The 20,411-nt window shown below is 61.8% G+C and carries 21 protein-coding genes and 1 other RNA gene; 11 read left to right on the forward strand and 11 right to left on the reverse strand.

Annotated elements, in window-relative coordinates:
* Window positions 1–620, reverse strand: a 620-nt coding sequence (locus H7225_RS04945; RefSeq protein WP_290659675.1) for a pirin family protein, incomplete at its 3' end; no start/stop codon positions are given.
* Window positions 621–736: 116 nt separating this feature from the next.
* On the opposite strand from H7225_RS04945, the gene H7225_RS04950 reads away from it, so the two are divergent.
* The 3 genes from H7225_RS04950 to H7225_RS04960 all read left to right on the forward strand — a co-directional run bounded on the left by H7225_RS04950 (window position 737) and on the right by H7225_RS04960 (window position 3,431).
* Entirely contained in the window at window positions 737–1,681 is a 945-nt protein-coding gene (locus tag H7225_RS04950; RefSeq protein ID WP_290659676.1) for a LysR substrate-binding domain-containing protein, read from the forward strand.
* Window positions 1,678–2,574 (forward strand): tRNA glutamyl-Q(34) synthetase GluQRS, encoded by an 897-nt coding sequence (gluQRS, locus tag H7225_RS04955; RefSeq protein WP_290659677.1) that lies wholly within the window; start codon window positions 1,678–1,680, stop codon window positions 2,572–2,574. Before H7225_RS04950 ends, gluQRS begins: the two co-directional genes overlap by 4 nt.
* Window positions 2,575–2,690: 116 nt before the next feature.
* On the forward strand, window positions 2,691–3,431 hold the full coding sequence (locus tag H7225_RS04960; protein ID WP_290659678.1) for a LamG-like jellyroll fold domain-containing protein: 741 nt from the start codon (window positions 2,691–2,693) through the stop codon (window positions 3,429–3,431).
* Between the two features lie 75 nt (window positions 3,432–3,506).
* Here the strand turns inward: H7225_RS04960 and orn are convergent, their stop codons facing one another.
* Complete coding sequence (gene orn / locus H7225_RS04965; RefSeq protein ID WP_290659679.1) at window positions 3,507–4,088, reverse strand: oligoribonuclease; 582 nt, start codon at window positions 4,086–4,088, stop codon at window positions 3,507–3,509.
* Between the two features lie 59 nt (window positions 4,089–4,147).
* Between orn and H7225_RS04970 the strand changes: the two genes are divergently transcribed.
* From H7225_RS04970 to rsgA, 3 genes are read left to right on the forward strand one after another with little or no spacing between them, the layout of a single operon-like run.
* Window positions 4,148–5,410, forward strand: coding sequence for a M48 family metallopeptidase (locus tag H7225_RS04970; protein ID WP_290659680.1), 1,263 nt, complete (start codon window positions 4,148–4,150; stop codon window positions 5,408–5,410).
* A gap of 2 nt (window positions 5,411–5,412) precedes the next feature.
* Window positions 5,413–5,769 (forward strand): 4a-hydroxytetrahydrobiopterin dehydratase, encoded by a 357-nt coding sequence (locus H7225_RS04975; protein WP_290659681.1) that lies wholly within the window; start codon window positions 5,413–5,415, stop codon window positions 5,767–5,769.
* A gap of 5 nt (window positions 5,770–5,774) precedes the next feature.
* Window positions 5,775–6,764, forward strand: a complete 990-nt coding sequence (rsgA, locus tag H7225_RS04980) for a ribosome small subunit-dependent GTPase A (RefSeq protein WP_290659682.1) — start codon at window positions 5,775–5,777, stop codon at window positions 6,762–6,764.
* A gap of 15 nt (window positions 6,765–6,779) precedes the next feature.
* Here the strand turns inward: rsgA and H7225_RS04985 are convergent, their stop codons facing one another.
* From H7225_RS04985 to rpsP, 6 genes are all read right to left on the reverse strand, one after another.
* Complete coding sequence (locus H7225_RS04985) at window positions 6,780–7,775, reverse strand: CobD/CbiB family protein (protein WP_290659683.1); 996 nt, start codon at window positions 7,773–7,775, stop codon at window positions 6,780–6,782.
* A 54-nt stretch (window positions 7,776–7,829) separates the two neighbouring features.
* On the reverse strand, window positions 7,830–8,522 hold the full coding sequence (locus tag H7225_RS04990) for a CoA pyrophosphatase (RefSeq protein ID WP_290659684.1): 693 nt from the start codon (window positions 8,520–8,522) through the stop codon (window positions 7,830–7,832).
* A gap of 69 nt (window positions 8,523–8,591) precedes the next feature.
* Window positions 8,592–8,945 carry a 50S ribosomal protein L19 gene (gene rplS / locus H7225_RS04995; RefSeq protein WP_290659685.1) on the reverse strand — a complete coding sequence of 118 codons (354 nt, stop codon included), beginning with the start codon at window positions 8,943–8,945 and terminating at the stop codon, window positions 8,592–8,594.
* A gap of 79 nt (window positions 8,946–9,024) precedes the next feature.
* Entirely contained in the window at window positions 9,025–9,792 is a 768-nt protein-coding gene (trmD, locus tag H7225_RS05000; RefSeq protein ID WP_290659686.1) for a tRNA (guanosine(37)-N1)-methyltransferase TrmD, read from the reverse strand.
* Window positions 9,793–9,808: 16 nt separating this feature from the next.
* Window positions 9,809–10,435, reverse strand: coding sequence for a ribosome maturation factor RimM (gene rimM / locus H7225_RS05005; RefSeq protein WP_290659687.1), 627 nt, complete (start codon window positions 10,433–10,435; stop codon window positions 9,809–9,811).
* A gap of 11 nt (window positions 10,436–10,446) precedes the next feature.
* Window positions 10,447–10,707, reverse strand: coding sequence for a 30S ribosomal protein S16 (rpsP, locus tag H7225_RS05010; protein ID WP_290659688.1), 261 nt, complete (start codon window positions 10,705–10,707; stop codon window positions 10,447–10,449).
* Window positions 10,708–10,935: 228 nt separating this feature from the next.
* Here rpsP and H7225_RS05015 point away from each other — a divergent pair, with 228 nt between their 5' ends.
* The gene (locus H7225_RS05015) at window positions 10,936–11,412 is read left to right on the forward strand and encodes a hypothetical protein (RefSeq protein ID WP_290659689.1); all 477 of its coding nucleotides are present in this window, start codon (window positions 10,936–10,938) and stop codon (window positions 11,410–11,412) included.
* A gap of 12 nt (window positions 11,413–11,424) precedes the next feature.
* Here H7225_RS05015 and H7225_RS05020 read toward each other — a convergent pair whose 3' ends face one another.
* The gene (locus H7225_RS05020) at window positions 11,425–11,787 is read right to left on the reverse strand and encodes a DMT family protein (protein WP_290659690.1); all 363 of its coding nucleotides are present in this window, start codon (window positions 11,785–11,787) and stop codon (window positions 11,425–11,427) included.
* A gap of 62 nt (window positions 11,788–11,849) precedes the next feature.
* Between H7225_RS05020 and H7225_RS05025 the strand changes: the two genes are divergently transcribed.
* Entirely contained in the window at window positions 11,850–12,968 is a 1,119-nt protein-coding gene (locus H7225_RS05025) for an AIR synthase-related protein (protein ID WP_290659691.1), read from the forward strand.
* A 21-nt stretch (window positions 12,969–12,989) separates the two neighbouring features.
* Here the strand turns inward: H7225_RS05025 and H7225_RS05030 are convergent, their stop codons facing one another.
* Entirely contained in the window at window positions 12,990–17,075 is a 4,086-nt protein-coding gene (locus H7225_RS05030; RefSeq protein ID WP_290659692.1) for a hypothetical protein, read from the reverse strand.
* 8 nt (window positions 17,076–17,083) lie between these two features.
* On the reverse strand, window positions 17,084–18,358 hold the full coding sequence (locus H7225_RS05035) for an ATP-binding protein (protein ID WP_290659693.1): 1,275 nt from the start codon (window positions 18,356–18,358) through the stop codon (window positions 17,084–17,086).
* An 84-nt stretch (window positions 18,359–18,442) separates the two neighbouring features.
* Here H7225_RS05035 and ffs point away from each other — a divergent pair.
* From ffs to H7225_RS05050, 3 genes are all read left to right on the forward strand, one after another.
* Window positions 18,443–18,540: signal recognition particle sRNA small type (gene ffs / locus H7225_RS05040), an RNA gene on the forward strand.
* Window positions 18,541–18,625: 85 nt separating this feature from the next.
* Window positions 18,626–19,735 carry a 3-dehydroquinate synthase gene (gene aroB / locus H7225_RS05045; RefSeq protein ID WP_290659694.1) on the forward strand — a complete coding sequence of 370 codons (1,110 nt, stop codon included), beginning with the start codon at window positions 18,626–18,628 and terminating at the stop codon, window positions 19,733–19,735.
* A gap of 7 nt (window positions 19,736–19,742) precedes the next feature.
* On the forward strand, window positions 19,743–20,411 hold a 669-nt coding region (locus H7225_RS05050; RefSeq protein WP_290659695.1), incomplete at its 3' end, for a deoxyguanosinetriphosphate triphosphohydrolase.

The following is a 20,411-nucleotide window of genomic DNA, read 5'->3' on the forward strand; positions in this document are numbered from 1 at the left end:
AAGGCATCGCCGGCTTCCAGCGTTTCACCATTCACCACCACCTGGCCGCGTGCCACATGCACATAGGCCTTGCGCGACGAGTCCAACACCAGCACGGCCTGCTCGTCGCCATCGAACAAACCCACCGACAAGGTGGCATCCGCGTGGATCGTCACCGAGCCTTCGCGGCCATCAGGTGATGCCACCAAACGCAGGCGACCGCGCTTGTCCTCGGCTGAGAAGTTCTTCTGCTCGTAGCCCGGCTTGATGCCATCCTTGGACGGCAGGATCCAGATCTGCAACAGGTGCGTGCGATCGGCGCTCTGGTTGAACTCGCTGTGCAGGATCCCCGTGCCTGCGCTCATGCGCTGCACATCGCCCGGCAAGATGTTCTCGCCATTGCCCAGGTTGTCCTGGTGGCGCAGCACGCCTTCCAGCACATAGGTCACGATCTCCATGTCGCGGTGGCCATGCTGGCCAAAGCCACGCCCTGCGGCGATCACGTCATCGTTGATCACGCGCAGCGGACCAAAGCCCATGTGGGCCGGATCGTGGTAACCAGCGAAAGAAAAGCTGTGAGCGCTTTGCAGCCAACCATGGTCGGCCTGGCCACGATCTTTGGATTTGCGAAGTGTCTTCATGGTGGGCTCCTTTCAAAGCATCTCAATGATAAAGACCCCAATGTAGAGCCCAAGCCGCCGCCAACCATCCACCCCGATCTGATGGCATCATTCGATTTATTTGAATGGCATTTTCAATGTCCGAACGCCGCCACGCTCTCACCCCCGACGCCCTGCTGATGATGGACACCATCGACCGCACCGGCAGCTTCGCGGCGGCAGCGCGCGAGCTGGGCAAGGTGCCCTCGGCCCTGACCTACAGCGTGCGCCAGCTGGAAGAAGCGCTGGACGTGCTGTTGTTCGACCGCCGCTCACGCCAGGCCAAGCTCACCGCTGCGGGCGAAGAACTGCTGCACGAGGGCCGCCTGCTGCTCAAACAGATGGACGCCGTGGCCAACCGCGTGCAGCGCGTGGCCTCCGGCTGGGAAACCCAGCTGACCATCGCCATCGACGACGCCGTCGCACCGAGTGCGGTCTTCGACCTGATCGAGGCCTTCTACGCCCTCAATCCGCCCACCCGGCTGAAGCTGCGCAGCGAGGTGCTCAACGGCACCTGGGAAGCGCTGGTGTCGGGCCAGGCCGACCTGGCCATCGGCGTGCCCGGCGATCGGCAGTCGTCGTCCAGCATCCGTTTTGAGCCTCTGGGCGAGCTGGAGTTTGTGCTCACGGTGGCCCCACACCACCCCCTGGCGAATGAAGCCGAACCCTTGCCCGCCAGCACCCTGGCCCTGCACCGCATCATCGCCGTGGCCGACACCGCCCGTGACTTGCAACCCCTCACCGTGGGCATCCAGCCCGGACAGGATGTGGTGACCTTGCCCTCCATGTCGGGCAAGCTACAGGCCCTGATGCGCGGCCTGGGCTGCGGCTTCCTGCCCGAGCCCATCGTGCGGCCCCACATCCAGGCAGGCCGGCTGATCCTCAAAGCCGTGGACCAGCCCAAACGCCTGAACCACACCTACTACGCCTGGCGCCAGCAATCGACCCGACCTGGCCACGCCCTGGACTGGTGGATCCAACAACTGAGTCGGCCCGCCACCCGCACCGCCCTGCTATCCCTGCATGGAGACATGCTGCTGTGACCGCCGCCGCGCCGAGCGTTTACATCGGTCGCTTTGCGCCATCGCCCACGGGCCCTTTACACGCAGGCTCACTGGTCGCCGCGCTGGCCAGTTGGCTGGACGCGCGCGCGCACGGCGGTCGCTGGTTGGTGCGCATTGAAGATGTGGACACACCCCGCTGCGTGCCCGGCGCTGATCAAGTCATCCTCGCGCAACTGGCGGCCTTGGGCCTGATGCCAGACGAGCCGCCGGCCTGCCAAAGCCAGCGCGGCCCCCTGTACCAGGCTGCGCTGGACGCCCTGGTGACGAGCAACCTGGCTTACCCCTGCGCCTGCACGCGCGCCGACATCGCGCAAGCCAACGCCGCTCGGGGCCTGCTCAAACCCCGGCATGGCGAGCTGATCTACCCGGGCACCTGCCGCCCTGAAAATGGTGGACTGCGTGGACGTGCGCCACGCGCCTGGCGCTTGCGGGTGCCCCACGGCGCAGCGGCCCGATGGGATTGGAACGACCGCCGCCTGGGCGCCCAGACGCAGGCACTGGACGACACCGTGGGCGACTTCGTGATCCGGCGCGCCGATGGCCTGTGGGCCTACCAGTTGGCGGTGGTGGTGGACGATGCCCACCAAGGGGTCACCCACATCGTGCGCGGCGAAGACCTGGCCGACAACACCCCTCGCCAGCAATGGCTGCAGCAATGTCTGGGGCTGCCCACCCCCGCGTATTTGCACTCGCCGCTGGTGTTGAACCCGCATGGCGAAAAGTTATCAAAACAGCATGGCGCCAAGGCACTTCAAGCAGACCACGCCTTGACCGATCTTCACAAGGCTGGCTTGGTATTGGGCCTACGGGTGTCCGGAAAAACCATTGAAAACTGCTTGAAAATAGACATCAAAGCCTGGCCATGGGCCTGATTCAGTGACCCCCTAGCCGAGGGGTTAAATTTTTCCCATGGGCGGTCTTGCACTGCAACAATCTACATCAGTTCAGAAGTTAAGTGGCGGCCTTCAACGCCACACAGGAGTTGTTCATGTTCTACCGCATCACCGCCGCCAGTTTGCTGGCCCTTGTCGCAGCCACCTCGGCCCAAGCTGCCCCTGCCGCCGACTACTCGGTTCAGTTCACCACCCCCTACAGTGCTGCGGCCAATCCGGGCGTGACCTTCACCGATGCCGATGTGCAAGTCGATGGCCTGCACACTTACTACGGCAGCTGGGGCGCTTCCAGCGTCAGCCTCTCGGACGTCCTGAGTTCCGGCAGCGAATACACGCTCAACCTGAGCTTCGCCAGCATTGCTCGCACCGATTACACCCGCAAGCTGCTTGACTTCGCCGGCCTGACCAGCGATGCAGGCCTGTACACCAACGACGGCCACTTGGCTTACTCCTACGCAGGCAGCCCTACCCACGCGGACATCTCCGGCGCTGCCGCCGTGCTGACGCCGGGCCAGGCCTTCAACCTCACGCTGACCCGCTCAGCCCTGTCCAGCAGCTTCAGTGCCTACATCAACGGCGTTGAACAATTCAGCTTCCTGGACACCGCCGGTGAAACCGTTTTCAGCTCGGCCCTGAAGTCCATCTACATCCTGACCGATGACAACGCCGGCTACGAAATCACCCCCGGCGTGCTCCGGGGCATCAGCGTGTACGACACCGCCTTGAGCGCCACCGACGTGGCCTCCATCAGCGTGGTGCCGGAACCCGCGTCCTATGCCCTGGCCCTGGCTGGCCTGTTGGCCATCGGCAGCCTGATGAAGCGCCGTCGTGCCTGATCCATCAGCTGACTTCTGAACTCCCACAAAACGCCCCTTCACCGGGGCGTTTTTCATGGCAAAGCGCTCGGCTGCTCACTTCACTAAAAAGTGCTCGCGGTAATACGCCAGCTCGTCGATCGACTCGTGGATGTCGGCCAGCGCGGTGTGCATCTGAGCCTTCTTAAAGCCCTCGGCCAGCCCTGGCTTCCAACGCTTGGCCAGCTCTTTGAGCGTGCTTACATCCAGATTGCGGTAGTGAAAAAACGCTTCCAGCTTGGGCATGTAATTGGCCATAAACCGCCGATCCTGGCAGATCGAGTTACCGCACATCGGCGACTTGTTGGCCGGCACGTACTGCTTTAAAAACGCGATCACGGCCTGCACTGCCTGCTCCTCGTCCACCGTCGACGCCTTGACCCGCTCAATCAGGCCACTGCGCCCGTGGGTGCCCTTGTTCCAGGCGTCCATGCCGTTCAGCATGGCGTCCGACTGGTGCAGCGCAAACACCGGGCCCTCAATGCGCACGGTCAGGTTAGGGTCGGTCACCACCACGGCGATCTCGATGATCCGGTCGGTGTCAGGCTTGAGCCCGGTCATCTCCAGGTCGATCCAGATCAGGTTCTGGTCGCTGGAAGCCAGGGTCGGGGCAGCGTTGGAAGGCGTCGTGTCGATCATGAGGGGTAAACAATGGGTGGTCGAGTGCAGATTGTCGGGCAACTCGTACACTTGCAGCCATGCAATCAAGCACCCTCTCTCTGGTTTTTGCCGCTTTCCTGCTGGCGTCCGTGGTCACCAAATTGTGGCTGGCCAACCGCCAGGTTCGGCACGTGGTCCAGCACCGTGGCCAAGTTCCTGCCGGTTTTGACATGGCCGTGGGCCTGTACAACCACCAGCGCGCCGCTGACTACACGGTCGACAAACTGCGTTTCGACCTGGTCAGCACGGCCATCAGCACTGCCCTGCTGGTGGGCTGGACCCTGTTGGGCGGGCTGGATGCCCTGAACATTGCCTTGCGTGATGCCCTGGCGCCCAGCCACGGCCCGTTGGTCTACCAACTGGCACTGCTGCTCAGCTTCGGCCTCATCAGCAGCCTGGTCGACCTGCCCCTGGCGGCCTGGAGCACCTTCCGCATCGAACAGCGCCATGGCTTCAACCGCATGAAATTGGGCATGTGGCTGGGCGACCAACTCAAGGAAGGCCTGCTGGGCCTGGCGCTGGGCACCCCCATTGCCGCTTTGATCCTGTGGCTGATGGGCGCGGCCGGGCCGCAATGGTGGTTTTGGGCCTGGGGTTCGTGGGTGGGCTTCAGCCTGCTGTTGATGATCGTCTTCCCGATCTTCATCGCGCCACTGTTCAACAAGTTTTCACCGCTGGAAGACGACACCCTGAAGGCCAAGGTTGAATCCCTGATGACGCGCTGCGGCTTTGCCGCCAAAGGCCTGTTCGTGATGGATGGCAGCCGCCGCTCGGCCCATGCCAATGCCTACTTCACGGGCCTGGGATCGTCCAAGCGGGTGGTGTTCTACGACACCTTGCTCAGCCGCCTGAACCACGGCGAGATCGAGGCCGTGCTGGCCCACGAGCTGGGCCACTTCAAGCATAAGCACGTCTTCAAACGCATGATCGGCATGTTCGCCATGAGCCTGCTGGGCTTTGCCTTGCTGGGCTGGTTGTCGCGCCAGGTTTTCTTCTTCCAGGGCCTGGGCGTCACGCCCAACCTGGGTGCCCCCAACGATGCCCTGGCCTTGATGTTGTTCATGCTGGCCGTGCCGGTGGTGATGTTTTTTGTGGCGCCGATGTTCGCGCACTTCTCGCGCCGCGACGAGTTCCAGGCCGACGCTTACGCCTGCGCGCACGCCCAGGCCAGCGACCTGCGCCAAGCCCTGATCAAGCTGTACAAAGACAACTCGTCCACCCTGACGCCCGACCCGCTGTACGTTCGCTTTTACTACTCGCACCCGCCCGCGTCCGAACGCATGGCGGCCATGGGTTTATGACCATGAGCACCACCCAGAATCCTTCCGCCCTGCCATTGGCCCAGCAACGCTGCGAACACCGCAGTGGCGCCCCCTTGTCCGAGCGGGGTTGCCAGATGATGCTGACCCAGGTGCCCGACTGGGCCGTCGACGACAGCGTGCCCGGCGGTGTGCTGCACCGCACCTTTGCTTTCAAGGACTTCCACGCCACCATGGCCTTCGTGAATGCCGTGGCCTGGGTCGCTCACCAACAAGACCACCACCCTGACCTGACCGCCAGCTACAACCGCTGCACCCTCCGCTGGTCCACCCACTCGGTGGCCGGCCTGTCCCTGAATGATTTCATCTGCGCTGCCCGCGTTGATGCACTGAGCCTGTAGCGCCCATGCGATCCCATCAACGCATTTCCACCCGTTCCCCGGCCACCAACAAACGCCACGACATCCCCGAAGGCACCGGGCTTGAAAACGGCCTGGTCGTGTCCACCCATGGCCGCCATTGCTTTGTCGAAACGGCCGATGGCCGCCGCCTGATCTGCCACCCACGTGGCAAGAAAAGCGAGGTCGTCGTGGGCGACCGCGTCAACTGGCACCTCACCCAGGAAGGCTCCAACGAAGGCGTCATCGTCAACATCGAAGAGCGCCGCAACTTGCTCTACCGCCAGGACGAATGGCGCAGCAAATCCTTCGCGGCCAACCTGGATTTGCTGCTGATGTGGATCGCGGTCGAGCCCGTGTTCAGCGAGGCGCAACTCACGCGTGCGCTGATCGCCGCTGAAGTGGCCGGCATCAGGCCCTGCGTCGTGCTGAACAAGACCGACCTGCCCGGCACCGATGTGGCCCGCGAACGCCTGCTGCCTTACCGCGCCATGGGCTACGAGGTCATCGAGCTGTCGCTCAAGCACCAGGGCGAAGCCGCCAAAGAGATCATCCTGCCCATGTTGCGCGGCCGGGCCACGCTGGTGCTGGGCCCCTCCGGCGCGGGCAAGAGCACGCTGATCAACACCCTGGCCCCGCATGCCCGGGCCGAAGTGGGTGAGATCTCGCTCGCACTCAACTCGGGCAAGCACACCACCACGCATTCCACCTGGTACTGGGTTGAGGGCGAGGCCACCAGCGCCGCTGAAAACCGCGCGGCGGTGATCGACTCACCGGGCTTTCAGGAGTTCGGCCTGCACCACGTGACGCCCGTGCAATTGGCCCACCTGATGCCCGACATCGCCAAACACGCCACCGACTGCCGCTTCGCCAACTGCACGCACCGTCAGGAGCCGGGCTGCGGTGTTCAAACTGCGGTGCAAAAAGGCGAGATCAGCGCCATGCGCATCAGCCTGTACACCGCCCTGTTCGACGAACTCAGCCAGACCCGCTGGTGAGTGACCTCGTCCTGGTCAGCCAATCAGGTTGGCCAGGGACAGCAGCGCCAACAACAGCATCCACAGCACCACCGAACGCCAGATCAGGGCCACGACGCTGCGCAAGTGCGCCATCTGGGGCGGAACCCCCGGCGTGCTGCCGGCGGACGCCGTCGCATCAGGGTCATCGCCACTGCTGAGCGTGCGGCTCACGTCCAGGGCTTCAGACGCGGCGGGTGGCGCCTTGCCCCCCAGCCGCACGCCCACGGCCCCGGATGCGGCGGCGAGGATCGTGCCCTCATTGCCACTGATCCACAGCCTGGCATGGCGACGCCAGGCCTCGACCGCCTCTTCGAAATTGCCAACCACCGCGAAGCCAAAGGCCGTCAGGCGCGCGGGCACATGGTCCAGCCAAGAGAACAGCTTTTGCGACAGGTTCATCAGCCCGTCATGGGTGGGCGCACCAGTGATGTGGCTCTTGTAGGCCCAATAACGGCTGGTGAACTCGGCCATGCGGTACAGCACCGCACCCATCGGCCCCAAACCGAGCGTGGACAGGGCCACGAACCAGAAAAACACGCCAAACACATGGCGATGGGCGGCCAACAGTGAATGCTCGATCACGTGGCGCAGTAGCTCGGCTCTGGGCAACTCACTGGCGTCCACGTGGCGCCACTCGGCCAGCAACTCACGCGCGCGGTCCTCGCGGCCGTTGTCCAGGGCATCGCGGATGGCCGTGAAATGGTGGCTGAACTGGCGAAAGCCCAGCGTGGTGTACAGCACGGCCACGTCCCACACCAACGCCAGCACCGTGCTGTAACGGTTGAGCAGGACATACACCAGCCCCAGCGCCACAGCGGGGCCCAACACCGTGATCGCCCACACCACCTTGGAATGCGAGGGCGCGCCTGCGTCAAAATTGCGCCCAGTCCAAAGCACCCAGCGCGTCAGGCTGTGGTGAATGGGATTGCGGGTCGACAAGGGCTTGAGCTGCTCGATCAACAAGGCGAACAGCACGGCGAAGAAACTCATGCAGTGATCATAGCGGTGCGCCCGTGCAGCGATGTAAAAAAGCCAGGCCAGGCGTCACGCGGCCAGGAATCGGTACAGATTTCGCAACATCGCGGCGGTGGCGCCCCAGATGAAATACGGTTCTTCGGCCAGGGTTGAGGACCAGGGCATGGCCAGGAACTCAATGGGTGCGCCGGCCACGATGATCATGCGGCGTTGGTGGTGAGCCGGGTTCATCAGGAACTCCAGCGGCACCTCGAAGATGTCGTCCACCTCGCCAGGCTGACGTTCCAGCTTGAGCAGCTCGTCATCCAGGTCCCAGGGCTGCAGCAAACCCACGACAGGCGTCACCACGAAGCCCGAGTTGGTGGTGTGAGTGGGCAAGCTGCCCAGCACCTCAACCCGTTCAGGGTGCAGGCCGACTTCTTCGTGGGCTTCACGCAGGGCTGTGTTCACTGGCGTGATGTCAGCAGGCTCATGCCGGCCGCCAGGAAAGCTGATCTGGCCGCCATGCGCCTTCAGGTGCATGGCTCGCTGGGTCAAGAGGACGGTGGGCTCAGGGCGCATCACCAAGGGAATCAGCACTGCCGCCGGCCGAGGGCTGGCCGGGTTGAACCAGCGCTCAATCTCTGCATCAGGCGTCCACTCAGGCGGATGCTTGAAACGCTGGCGCAAGGCGTGCGCGGTCAGGCTCGATGCACCGACGGCCGGCAGATGCTGGTCGTATCCGAGCACTTCAGTGGCTTGAGGGTCAAACGGCAGGGCCATGACGGATGGGTTGAAATGCAAAAAACCGCCTGGGCGTGAGCAACAGGCGGTTGATGGAGTTGCTGCTAATTAAGCCAGCTTCTCTTTGATCCGAGCCGACTTGCCGCTGCGTTGACGCAGGTAGTACAACTTGGCACGGCGAACATCGCCGCGACGCTTGACTTCGATCGAAGCGATCAGGGGGCTGTACAGCTGGAAGGTGCGTTCCACGCCTTCGCCGCTGGAGATCTTGCGCACGATGAAGCCGCTGTTCAGGCCGCGATTGCGACGAGCAATCACGACGCCTTCATAGGCCTGCACACGCTTGCGGGTGCCTTCAACGACGTTCACGTTCACCACCACGGTGTCGCCAGGGGCGAACACGGGGATGGTCTTGTTCAGGCGAGCAATTTCTTCTTGCTCAAGCTGCTGAATCAGATTCATGGATAACTCCTAATTGATCGTGTCTGCGCACAGTCGCCAGCGTGGCGGGCCAGATAGAGGATCGGGGAAAAGACAGCGATTATAGCAGAAAATTTTTGAGAAAGCGCTCGTCTTCTTTGCTGAGCGACCCCGACTGGCGGGCAATCTCGATCAATTCTGGCCTTCGGCGGGCCGTGATGGTCAATTGCTGCTCGCGCCGCCATTTGGCGATGTGGGCGTGGTGGCCCGACATCAGGGTCGGCGGCACGGCCATTTCAAGGCCCTCCAGCGTCAACAGTTCAGGGCGACTGTAGTGCGGGCAGTCCAGCAAACCGTCCGAGAAGCTGTCTTGCTGGTGCGAGGCCGCGTCGTTCAATACACCAGGTTGCAGGCGCGCCACGGCGTCAATCAAGGTCAACGCGGGCAGCTCGCCGCCCGACAGCACATAGTCGCCCAGGCTGATTTCTTCGTCCACATGGGCATCGATGAAGCGCTGGTCGATGCCTTCATAGCGGCCGCACAGCAGCACGGCGCCGGGGCTTTGCGCCAAGGATTGCACGCGTGCCTGGGTCAGGGGCCGGCCGGCGGGGCTGAACAGGATCACGGGCAAGGGCGCTTGCAAGCCTTGTGCGGCCTGGTCCGCCTGGATGGCGCGCAAAGCCTTGGTCAAGGGCTCGACCAGCATGACCATGCCGGGGCCACCGCCATAGGCGCGGTCGTCCACGCGACGGTAGGTGTCTTCCGCAAAATCGCGCAAGGGCCACAGGCGCACATCGACCGATTTGGATTCGAACGCCCGGCGCGTCACGCCCACGGTCTGGAAGGGCGCGAACAATTCTGAGAACAGGGTGATGACGTCAAAGCGCACGAACGTGCCGCCTTGTTCAGTAGTCGAGGCCCCAATCGGCCACGATGCGCTTGTCAGCGAGGCTGACGCTGTCGATGTAGGCCGACACAAAAGGGATCAGGCGCTCGGTGTTGGCTTCATCGACGCAACGCAACACGCTGTGCGCGCCGGTGTCGATCAGGTCGGCCACGGTGCCCAAGACTTCGTCTTGGCGGTTCACCACAGTCAGGCCCAGGAGGTCGATCCAGTAGAACTCGTCGGAATCGGGCGTCGGGAACGCAGAGCGCGACACGAACACGCGGGCGCCGCGCAGAACCTCGGCGCCATTGCGATCAGTGATGCCATCAGCCGTGGCGACGATGGTGTCGCCTTGCTCGCGGGCATTCTTGATCTTCAGAGTGCGGGGGGCGCCTAGGCGAACCACAGCCGGTGCCGCAGGCTTCGCACCAGCAGGACGCACTGCCACACCCGGCTGAACTTCAGCAGGGCGCAGGAACCAGCGTTTGGTGCAGAACAGGGCCTGAGGATCACCCGAAAAAGGCTGGACTTTGAATCCACCCTGGATGCCCCAGGCCTCGCCGATGCGCGCGACTTCCACCGCGTCCTCAGGCCAGGCGACTTCATCGTCCAGCCCCATGGAGGGCACAGCCACGCGATCGTTCATGGCGTCAAGACTCAAGCAGCCGCAACGGCCTTGGTCTTGGCTTCGCGGAACAGGCGTTCCACGGTGGGCGACACTTGTGCGCCGTGGCTCACCCAGTGTTCCACGCGGTCAAAAGCGACGCGCAGCGCCTCGGCTTGACCGGAAGCCACGGGGTTGTAGAAACCCACGCGCTCCAGGAAGCGGCCGTCACGGCGGTTGCGCTTTTCAGCGGCAACGATGTTGAAAAAGGGGCGCTTCTTGGAGCCACCGCGAGCAAGTCGAATCACGACCATGATGTGTCCTTCAAATGAATTGGGCGGTCACCATTCCCGGGAGACACTCGGGGTCCGGCGACCTGTCGGCCGGCTTGGGGCTTTTTGCCTTGGGCCGACACCTGATCGTTCCAGCATATTTAGATACGCGCCCCACCAAGCAGCAAACCACCTGGCAAAACACATGCTGGAAAACCGCGGATTATAGTCCGAGCAATTCGTTTTGTGCGCATTCAATGGCGCCGCCCCATGAGCAACACCACCGCCAACACCCAAAATTACAAATCCAAGACCCTCGCCACCTGGATCACACTGATCGGCGGGCCGCTGGGATTGCACCGGTTTTACCTCTACGGATTTGGCGACATGTGGGGCTGGTTGCACCCGATTCCGACCCTGTTGGGCGTGCTGGGCATTCAGCGTGTCGAACAGCTGGGCCAGGACGACAAGCTGGCCTGGATGCTCATCCCCGTCCTGGGCTTCACGGTGGCGTACACGATGCTGCAGGCGATCTATTACGGGCTGTTGGCCGATGAGAAGTGGCATGCGCGCTTCAACCCATCATTGAAGGGCGACCCGCACGCCCCAGCCAGCGGCTGGGCAGCCGTGATCGGCGTGGTGCTTGCACTGCTCATAGGCGCCACCGTACTGATGGCCACCATCGCATTCTCGGGGCAGCGCTACTTCGAATACCAGGTCGACGAGGCCCTGAAGATCAGCCAGTGAGCCGGGTCGCCGTCAATTTCGAAACATGAAATACGCCGCGCCCACCAAGCACAACGCCGCCCAGATGTAGTCCAGCTTGAAGGGCTGGTCCAGGTAAAAAATGGCGAAGGGCACGAACACGCTCAGGCTGATCACTTCCTGCATCACCTTGAGCTGGCCCACGTTCAATTGCTGGGCGCCAATGCGGTTGGCGGGCACCTGCAGCAAATACTCGAACAGCGCGATGCCCCAGCTGACCAAAGCCGCCACGATCCACGGCTTGGAGGCCATATTCTTGAGGTGACCATACCAGGCAAAGGTCATGAAAATGTTCGAAGTCACCAGCAGCAAGCCGGACTGAACCGAGATGGGCAAGGCGTTGATGAGTGCGTTCACGGCGCCAAGTGTAGGCAAGTGCCGGATAATCTGCGTTTCGCCTCTCTCCTCACCGCTGCGCCATGACTGCTGAAAACCCGTCCACCCCTCTCACCTACGACCAGGCCGGCGTCAATTACGACCTGATCGACCCACTGAAGGTGGCCGCGCAACGCGCCGCAGCCCAGACCGGCGCGCACTTGGCCAGCCATGGTTTCAGCGAAGTGGGCGCCTCGCGCGGCGAGTCGGCCTACGTGGTCGACGTGGGCCCGATGTACTTGGCCAGCATCGTCGAATGCCTGGGCACCAAGACTTTGGTGGCCGACGACATGGCCAAGCTCACGGGCAAAAGTTATTACGACGGCATCGCCCAAGACACCATCGCCATGGCGGTGAACGACTTGATCACCGTGGGCGCCACGCCTTTGGTGGTGCAGGCCTACTGGGCTGCGGGCGGCTCGGACTGGTTTGGCGACAAGGTGCGCGCCAATGCCCTGGTGGCCGGCTGGAAGAAGGCCTGCGACCTCTGCCAAGTGGCGTGGGGCGGTGGCGAAACCCCCGCGCTGGCCGGCATCGTGGCCGATGGCCGGGTTGACTTGGCCGCGTCCTGCACGGGCATCATCAGCCCCAAGGCCCGCCTGTCGGTGGGCGACAAGATGGGCCCGGGCGATGCGATCGTGCTGCTGGCCTCCAGCGGCATCCACGCCAATGGGCTGTCGCTGGCACGCAAGCTGGCCGAACGCCTGCCCCAGGGCTACCTGACCGAAATCACGCCCGGCGTGAGCTATGGCGAGGCCTTGCTGGCCCCCACGGTGCTGTACTCGCCCGTGACCGAGGCACTGGCCGCCGCCGGGATCATTCCGCACTACGCCGCCAATGTGACGGGCCATGGCTGGCGCAAGCTGCTGCGCCACCCCAAGCAACTCACCTACCGCATCACGCAAGTGCCCACCGTCACGCCCGTGCTGGCCTTCATGCAGCGCGAATGCCAGCTGGACGATCAAGAGGCGTACGGCACCCTGAACATGGGCGCGGGCTTCGCGCTGTACGTGGCGGCGGGCGATGCCCAACGCGTGGTCGACATCTCGAAAAGCCTGGGCGTTGACGCGATCATCGCGGGGCGGGTCGAAGAGGGGCCCAAGCAGGTGGTGATCGAGCCTTTGAACGTGGTTTATGGGGCGGATGAGTTGCAATTGCGCTGAAGTTCGCCGATGGCTGTGACCTCATGGCCAAGACAAATCCAGAACCACCACCTTCAAGCGGTGGCGTTCATCTGCAGGAATCCGCTCGATCAATAGTCGCTCCATGTCTTGCGCACTCTTGGGCATGACACCTTCTGGGTTGGCTTTTGGCTTAACTCCGAACCAAATTGCCACATATAGCCCGATGCCCTGGGATGCCGGATCAATGACATACAACCTGTCCAGTTGATCCCGCCATGCCAACCAAACAGATTCTCGTCGCTTGTCTTGATCAAATTTAACTTCGATGGGAACCGCTACCCGCTGCCCACGAACCAAAGCGACGGCTCGCAAATCCACCCGCTTATCCTGTGCCGCACGAGCTTCGGAAATCAAATCGACTTGATGTTTGAGCAATGGCTCCCGAAGCTTGTCCATCAGGATGTCACGGCAATCGTTCTCAATCTTTGGGGTCTCCTTATCATCGCGGCGAAACAGCTTCAATCCATTGGTTTCATCGCCACGAATCTTGCCTTCAATGATGCGCAACTGGTCCACTAACAGCGCCACCAAATCCAAAGCATTGGCAGGGGCTTGGTTGGCCAAGGTCAGCGCAACATCCTGGTCACTGGCATGAGAAAAATGGGCGGCACGCGCCACTCGCGCATGCTCATACAAGCTGGCATCCAATTCAACGAACCAATGCTTGAGCGCCGGATTCGAGCGAAGTCGCTGTAAAGCTTGGCCCGCCAGCGCATCAGGCAATGCCGCCAATTGCCGGATCAAGGGTTGCACCACATCACGACGGCGCTCTGAATCCGTCACCACGCCACCGCCTTCGCGAAACTCTGGTGCGGCGTGCGGCGCCAGTAATTCAACCAAACGAGCAGTCACTTCAACGGGCAAACTCGCCCAATGTGGGTTTCGCCTGGACTGGTACTGAAGCGCATGCACCAAATGAGCAGCGCGGGCCTGACTGCGCCCAATGAACGCCAGCAATGCGCCTGAATCCACGGTCGAATCGATGTGCGATGCGACAACCATCCACGTGATGCGCTGGCCGGCATCCAGACTCTTGAGTGTCAATCGATCGGTCACGATGCCCTTGAATACTTCGGGCTCCAGATGCTTCTCCGCTGCCAGCAGCAGGCCGCTCGTGAGTTCGCGCAATTGGTCTCGCGTTGCGCGCGCCGGAAAGCGGCGCAGCAAAGTGGGCAGTATTTGGCGAGCCACTTCTCGATGGCCACCCTCTTGAGCCAACGCCCACAACCCACCAATGGGCGAATCAGCGCACTTCAGGATTCGCCCCTGAACATACGGCCCCATGACCTGCGCCACAAGCTCAGGACGCTCTTCGACCAGAAGACGGTGCCAAGCATGAACTTCACGACTACGGTCGGTCAGGTAAAAGGCGATCATCTTAAGTGAGAGCGCATCGCTCCACCGCACGGCCGCCCTGGGTTGCTCTAGCGTGATCAGTTCAGCAGCGAGCAAGCACACTGGCCGGATCCAGTGATGCTGCTGCTTCAGGTCCAGGTTGAGAATTTCCTCAACCGATGGCAAGTCGTCTCGCGACAACACGAGCTTGATCCCCTCAATGGCCGCCAAGGCATCTTCTCTGCTGCCACCCAAAAAATTCTGCACTCGGGCCTCGGGCGTAACACCCTCGATGTCGGAGAACCGCTTCTCATAGGCCAGAGTGATCTGATGCATCAACCCTGCTGGTGCAGTGCCTGACTTGATGGCATCTTGGTGCGCGCATAACTCGGCATGCCGCTTTTGCTGCGCCATGATTTTGGCGGCATCTCGCTCGCGTTTGCGCTGTAACTGAGTGCCCTGCCAGTGGTCCAAGGGAAGCCACCAGATGTTACTCAACCAAGGGTCGTAGAGGCGGTCATCAGCAGGCATGGACCATTGGTGGCGATGCTTTTCAAGCCAGCCTTCAACGTCCTCCATGGAGATGTCATACGGGCTTGCAGGATTGATCGACTCCAAAGCTGCCTGAACCAGGCAATCCTGGGCAAACACTGCGTTGTCGGTCGTGGCCGCCTGGATCAACAACCATTTTGGCCAATCACTTGGCCTGGCCGCGCCATAGAAGCGCGCTGTAGCGTTGTGAATGTGAAGCCGCACCTGGCTTGGGTCTGCGGGCATGGTGGACACGGCGTGAAGGTACAAACGCTTCTGCACATCAGGATGCTCGCTCAGCCAATCACCGATTTTCGTACTCTCGTGCTGAGCAAGGTAGCTGGATTCATACTCGTCCAAGCCCGCGCTCAGCCATTGGTAAAGTCGTTGGGTGGTTTCACTTGCACCGGAATAATTCAGCCCGCGCCAAATCAATTCACCGATGAATCCATGGTGTTCATACTCACTTCGAACAGACTCCCAAGTAGAGACCTGGGCTGCCAAAGCATCGACCACCATGGGCAATTCATCGGCTGGAATCTTGTCGATGAATTCGTTGGTCCAAAATGTTCGATAGATGTACCCATGGCCACTGATTTGGCGCAGATGCCGCAATGCGTCAACCGCACTCAGATGAGTCGGATAAAGCCAAGCCAGCAATTGACCACACAGCTCAGCAGCAGGATCATCAATGGCACCTGCACGTATCTCATCCAGCAGTCCCACAGCTTTGGGGCCATCGCCCTTTGATTGACGCCACCATGCATCCAGGGCCGCACTTCGGACATCGGCCCGGTAGCTCGAATCCCGAACCATGCTGATGAGCGCATTGACAAGATCAGGCATGTCTTCGCCATGCTTCACTGCATCCAAAACGCAATCCAACAAGGACTGGTGGGCAGGATCACGACTGGAGCTGGACAGCAAGGCCAGGAAAGCTGGGGCCATGTCTTGGGTACCCAACGCCCCGAATGGATGCGAATCCCAATGACTTCCACGAAACCAGCGGAAGCGCAGGGCCTCGCGGTGCAAACTGTCCAGGACCTGGCTCTTCTCCAGCGCATTGAATGAACGCACATCTCCGTACAGAACCACCCCAAGTGGGTCCAGGTCTCCCAGTGATCGACGCGGATGGTCACGGCAGTGCACGGCCAGCCACGCATTGAGACCACGCAAGGGCTCCACAATGCCACCATCCAAACTCATCAAGGACAACACGCGGTTGATGGACAGATTTTTGTCCATCACACGCTTGGCGATCGACCGGGCAGCCAGGTATTCCGCAATGGTGCGATGGCGGGGATAGCGCTCATCCCCTTCGGTCACAAAAATCTGGCTGGCAAACACGGCAGCGGCATCCCGCACCCCCAGCGCCATGGGCAGTCGATCTACCCGCATATTGTTGCCAGCCGGGCTCAATGGGTTATCAGTGAAAGCATCGCCATTGGCCAAGAGCAACACTGCACACAGCAGTCCCGCATCGTCAAGCAGCACATCCACATTGACCGGCTTGTTGCGCGAGGCTTTGCGGTGAAAGTCATTCACTTCGGTCGCCAGGTGCTCACAGGCCAGTTGATAGGTGTCGCGGCGCCCCTCGGGCCATTGGTCATCGCGCACCCTCAGCGCGTTCACCATCAGCCTCAGCATCAAAGGATTGCTCAACAGCGGCAATGCCTGCTGCTGATCCGCTCGACGCATGAACTCATCTACACCTGGCACCGGGTCGGGCCCATGGCGCAGCAAATCCTCAATGTCAGCACGTTGCAGTGGTTCCAGGCGCAAGACGGCGACCTCGCCGCCAGGTGCCACGGCACACAAAGCCTGGGCATCAATCGCACCCAGCCAGTCCGCCTCCCGGCAGGAAAGACGAAACCGAGGTTGACCCAACCCATCAAGACGGCGCCTGACGCCGTCGAAGCCATCTTGCTGGCCAGCGCTGACGCGCATTTCATCCAAGCCGTCAATGAACAGGGTCTTGCCATGCCAGTCCGGACGTGGGCTCAAGGTCACGAAATCACGCGCCTTCAATAGCTTCGAGCCAAACGCATCAAGCAAGGCCTCCTGCTCGAACGCCCAAGACTTCCCTGCCCCTGGCTCGGCCAACAAGACGTAGGCATCCAAGTGCGCCCAATCCGCAAGCAGCCTGGTTTCAGAAGAACCATCGCGGTCGTTCTGCAAAGTTGCCCGGCGTGGGATGAAGTAACGGGAGGCTTCAACCATACAGGGCCCTAGTCCAGCCAATGCTCTGGTGAATGCCGAAGGAACTCACCGACAGGCAAGGCATCGCTGCCGACCACCCAGATCTGACATCCGGGATGACGACGGACAAATTCATCCAGTCCACGCCGTGCGCCGGCCAACTTTCCACCCTTGACTTCTATGGCCGCCAGCCGTCCACGGTGCTCGATGACGAAATCCACTTCAAGCGATGCCTCACGCCAGTAGTGAATGCGGGTGTCACTGGCCGCGGTATTGCACAAATGCGCGCCAATGGCGCTTTCAACCAAATGGCCCCAGTGGCTTCGGTCGGCACGGGCCTCGTCGAAGCTGTGACTGCCCTGCGCGCTGGTCAGGGCATTGTTCAGCGTCTGAAACTTGGGAGGCGAGTTGCGGCGGCGCAAAGCCTTGTCCGAATGCTTTTGCAGCCCGGTTAGCAGCCCAGCTTCACCCAGCAACTCCAGGTAGCGCGCGAGGGTTGTCACGTTGCCGGCATCGCTGAGCTGACCCAGCATCTTGTCGAGCGACACAATTTGCCCAGAGTAGTTGCAGCCCAACTCAAACAACTGCTTGAGCAGCGCAGGCTTGTCGATGCGGGTCATCTGCAGAATGTCGCGCTCGATGTTGGGTTGAATCAACCCAAGCGCCACATAGGCACGCCAGCGCGATTCATCAACGACGTACGGCGCACTGCCAGGAAAGCCTCCAAAGTAGATGTACTGGTCCAGGCTGAACCCAAACGCGGCATTCATCTCCTCAAAAGACCAATGCGCCATCCGCAACACCTCAAACCGGCCCGCCAGACTCTCGGTGATGCCCTTGTGCATCAGCAAAGGTGAAGAGCCCAGCAAGACCACATGCATGGGCAGTTCATCGGCGACACCACGATCCCACAAACCTTTGATCACCTCCGACCATTGGGAGATTTTCTGGATCTCGTCGATCACCAGAACGAAAGGCACCTGGCTGGCAAGCATTTTTTCTGAACGCTGCCAAGCCTGAGCGGATACCGCAGCTTGCTGCCACTTCTCCACCAGCCAAGCCCGATCAGGCAAGCGATTGCCGCCCCAGGCTACAGAGCCGGAAGCCGGATGCGACCAATCGGCCACGTCTTGAACAGGCTCGTCCGCAGACAGGTACATGGCCGATTGAGCGGGCCTTTGTGCCAATAACTGACGCACCAGCGTGGTCTTGCCAATCTGGCGAGGACCGGCCAGGATCTGGATCCGCTTGGGCAGCTCAAGAAGCCGCTGCCTGACAAGCTCAAAAATGGGGCGGTGGTACACAATGATGATTGTGAGTAAATTTACTCAATGATATCATTGGCACCAAAAATCAAGGCATCGGCGGCATCGTTTATAATCCGCATCGACGGGCCTCCCCGCATGGGGGCGCGGCCAACCGGGTCAGATTGGGAACGAAGCAGCCCTAACCGTTTGCCTCCAGTGCCGGGGTAAGGCTCGTCACCTTTTTTCTTTTGATTGATGCCCCCTGCGTCGCGGCCGGGACCGCTGGGCGGGCTTGGGGCCCTTGTTTGGGACCCTCAAGCGCTCATGGCATCGACCTCCTCCCGCTCGCCTTCCACCGTCACGGTCGCCATCAACCTGGGTGACCGCAGCTACGACATCCTTATCGGCGAAGGCCTGATCGGCCAGCCCGCCACCTACGCTGGTTTGCCCAAGTCGGCCACGGCCCTGATCGTCACCAACACCACCGTGGGGCCGCTGTACACGGCCAAGCTGACCCAGGCGCTGCAGGGGCACCACAAGCGCGTGCTGTCGGTCGAGTTGCCCGATGGCGAGGCGTTCAAGGACTGGCCCTCGCTGAACCAGGTTTTCACCACCCTGCTTGAACAAGCCTGCGACCGCAAAACGGTGCTGTACGCCCTGGGTGGCGGCGTGGTGGGCGACATGACGGGTTTTGCGGCCGCTTGCTACATGCGCGGCGTGCCTTTCGTGCAGGTGCCCACCACTTTGCTGGCGCAGGTCGATTCCAGCGTGGGTGGCAAAACCGCCATCAACCACCCGGTCGGCAAGAACATGATCGGGGCGTTTTACCAGCCCCAACGCGTGATCTGCGACATCGAGACGCTCGACACCCTGGCGCAAAGCGAACTGCTGGCTGGCCTGGCCGAAGTCATCAAATACGGCCCGATCGCCGATGCCGAATTTTTAACTTGGCTGGAAGCCAACCTGGACGCCCTGCTGGCGCGCGACCGCGCCGCCCTGCGCCACGCCATCCGCCGATCCTGCGAGATCAAGGCCTGGGTGGTGGGCCAGGACGAGAAGGAAGCCGGCCTGCGCGCTATCCTCAACTTTGGCCACACCTTTGGCCATGCCATCGAGACAGGCATGGGCTATGGCGCATGGCTGCACGGCGAGGCCGTGGGGTGCGGCATGGTGATGGCGGCGGACTTGTCCAGCCGCCTGGGTTTGATCGACCATGCCACCTCACTGCGCATCAAGGACCTGATCGAACGCACGGGCCTGCCAGTCGTCGGACCCGCACTGGGCTTTGAGCGCTACCTGGAGCTGATGAGCGTGGACAAAAAAGCCGAGGGCGGTGAGATCCGCTTCGTGGTCATCGACCAGTTGGGCAAGGCCAGCATGCGGCCGGCACCCGAGGCCATCGTGCGCGAAGTCATTGCCGCGCACACCGCCTGACGCTGCAATGTGGCTTGCACCTTACGCCAGCGACCCCGCGCGCACCCGAGGGCGCTTGCACGCCGAGCCGCCCGCGCCCACGCGCAATGATTTCCAGCGCGACCGCGACCGCATCGTGCACAGCACCGCGTTCAGGCGCCTGGTCTACAAAACGCAGGTGTTTCTGAACCACGAAGGCGATCTGTTCCGCACGCGCTTGACGCATTCGCTGGAGGTGGCGCAACTGGGCCGTTCCATCGCGCGGGCGCTGGGCCTGAACGAGGATCTGGTCGAGGCGATTGCAATGGCGCACGACTTGGGCCACACGCCCTTTGGCCACGCCGGGCAGGACACGCTCAACGAATGCATGAGCACCTATGGGGGCTTTGAGCACAACCTGCAATCGCTACGCGTGATCGATGAACTGGAAGAGCGTTACCCAGCCTTCAACGGCCTGAACCTGAGCTTTGAAACGCGCGAAGGCGTGCTCAAGCATTGCTCGCGCAAGAACGCCGAGCTGATGGAAGCGCGCGAGCCCAATGGCGTGGGCCACCGCTTTCTGCAAGGCACGCAGCCCAGCCTGGAAGCGCAGCTGTGCAACCTGGCCGACGAGATCGCCTACAACGCCCACGACATCGACGATGGCGTGCGCTCGGGCCTGATCACGATGGAGCAGTTGGAAAGCGTGCCCCTGTTC

The sequence above is a fragment of the Aquabacterium sp. genome (genome assembly GCF_014378415.1).
Taxonomy (GTDB): Bacteria; Pseudomonadota; Gammaproteobacteria; order Burkholderiales; family Burkholderiaceae_C; genus Aquabacterium.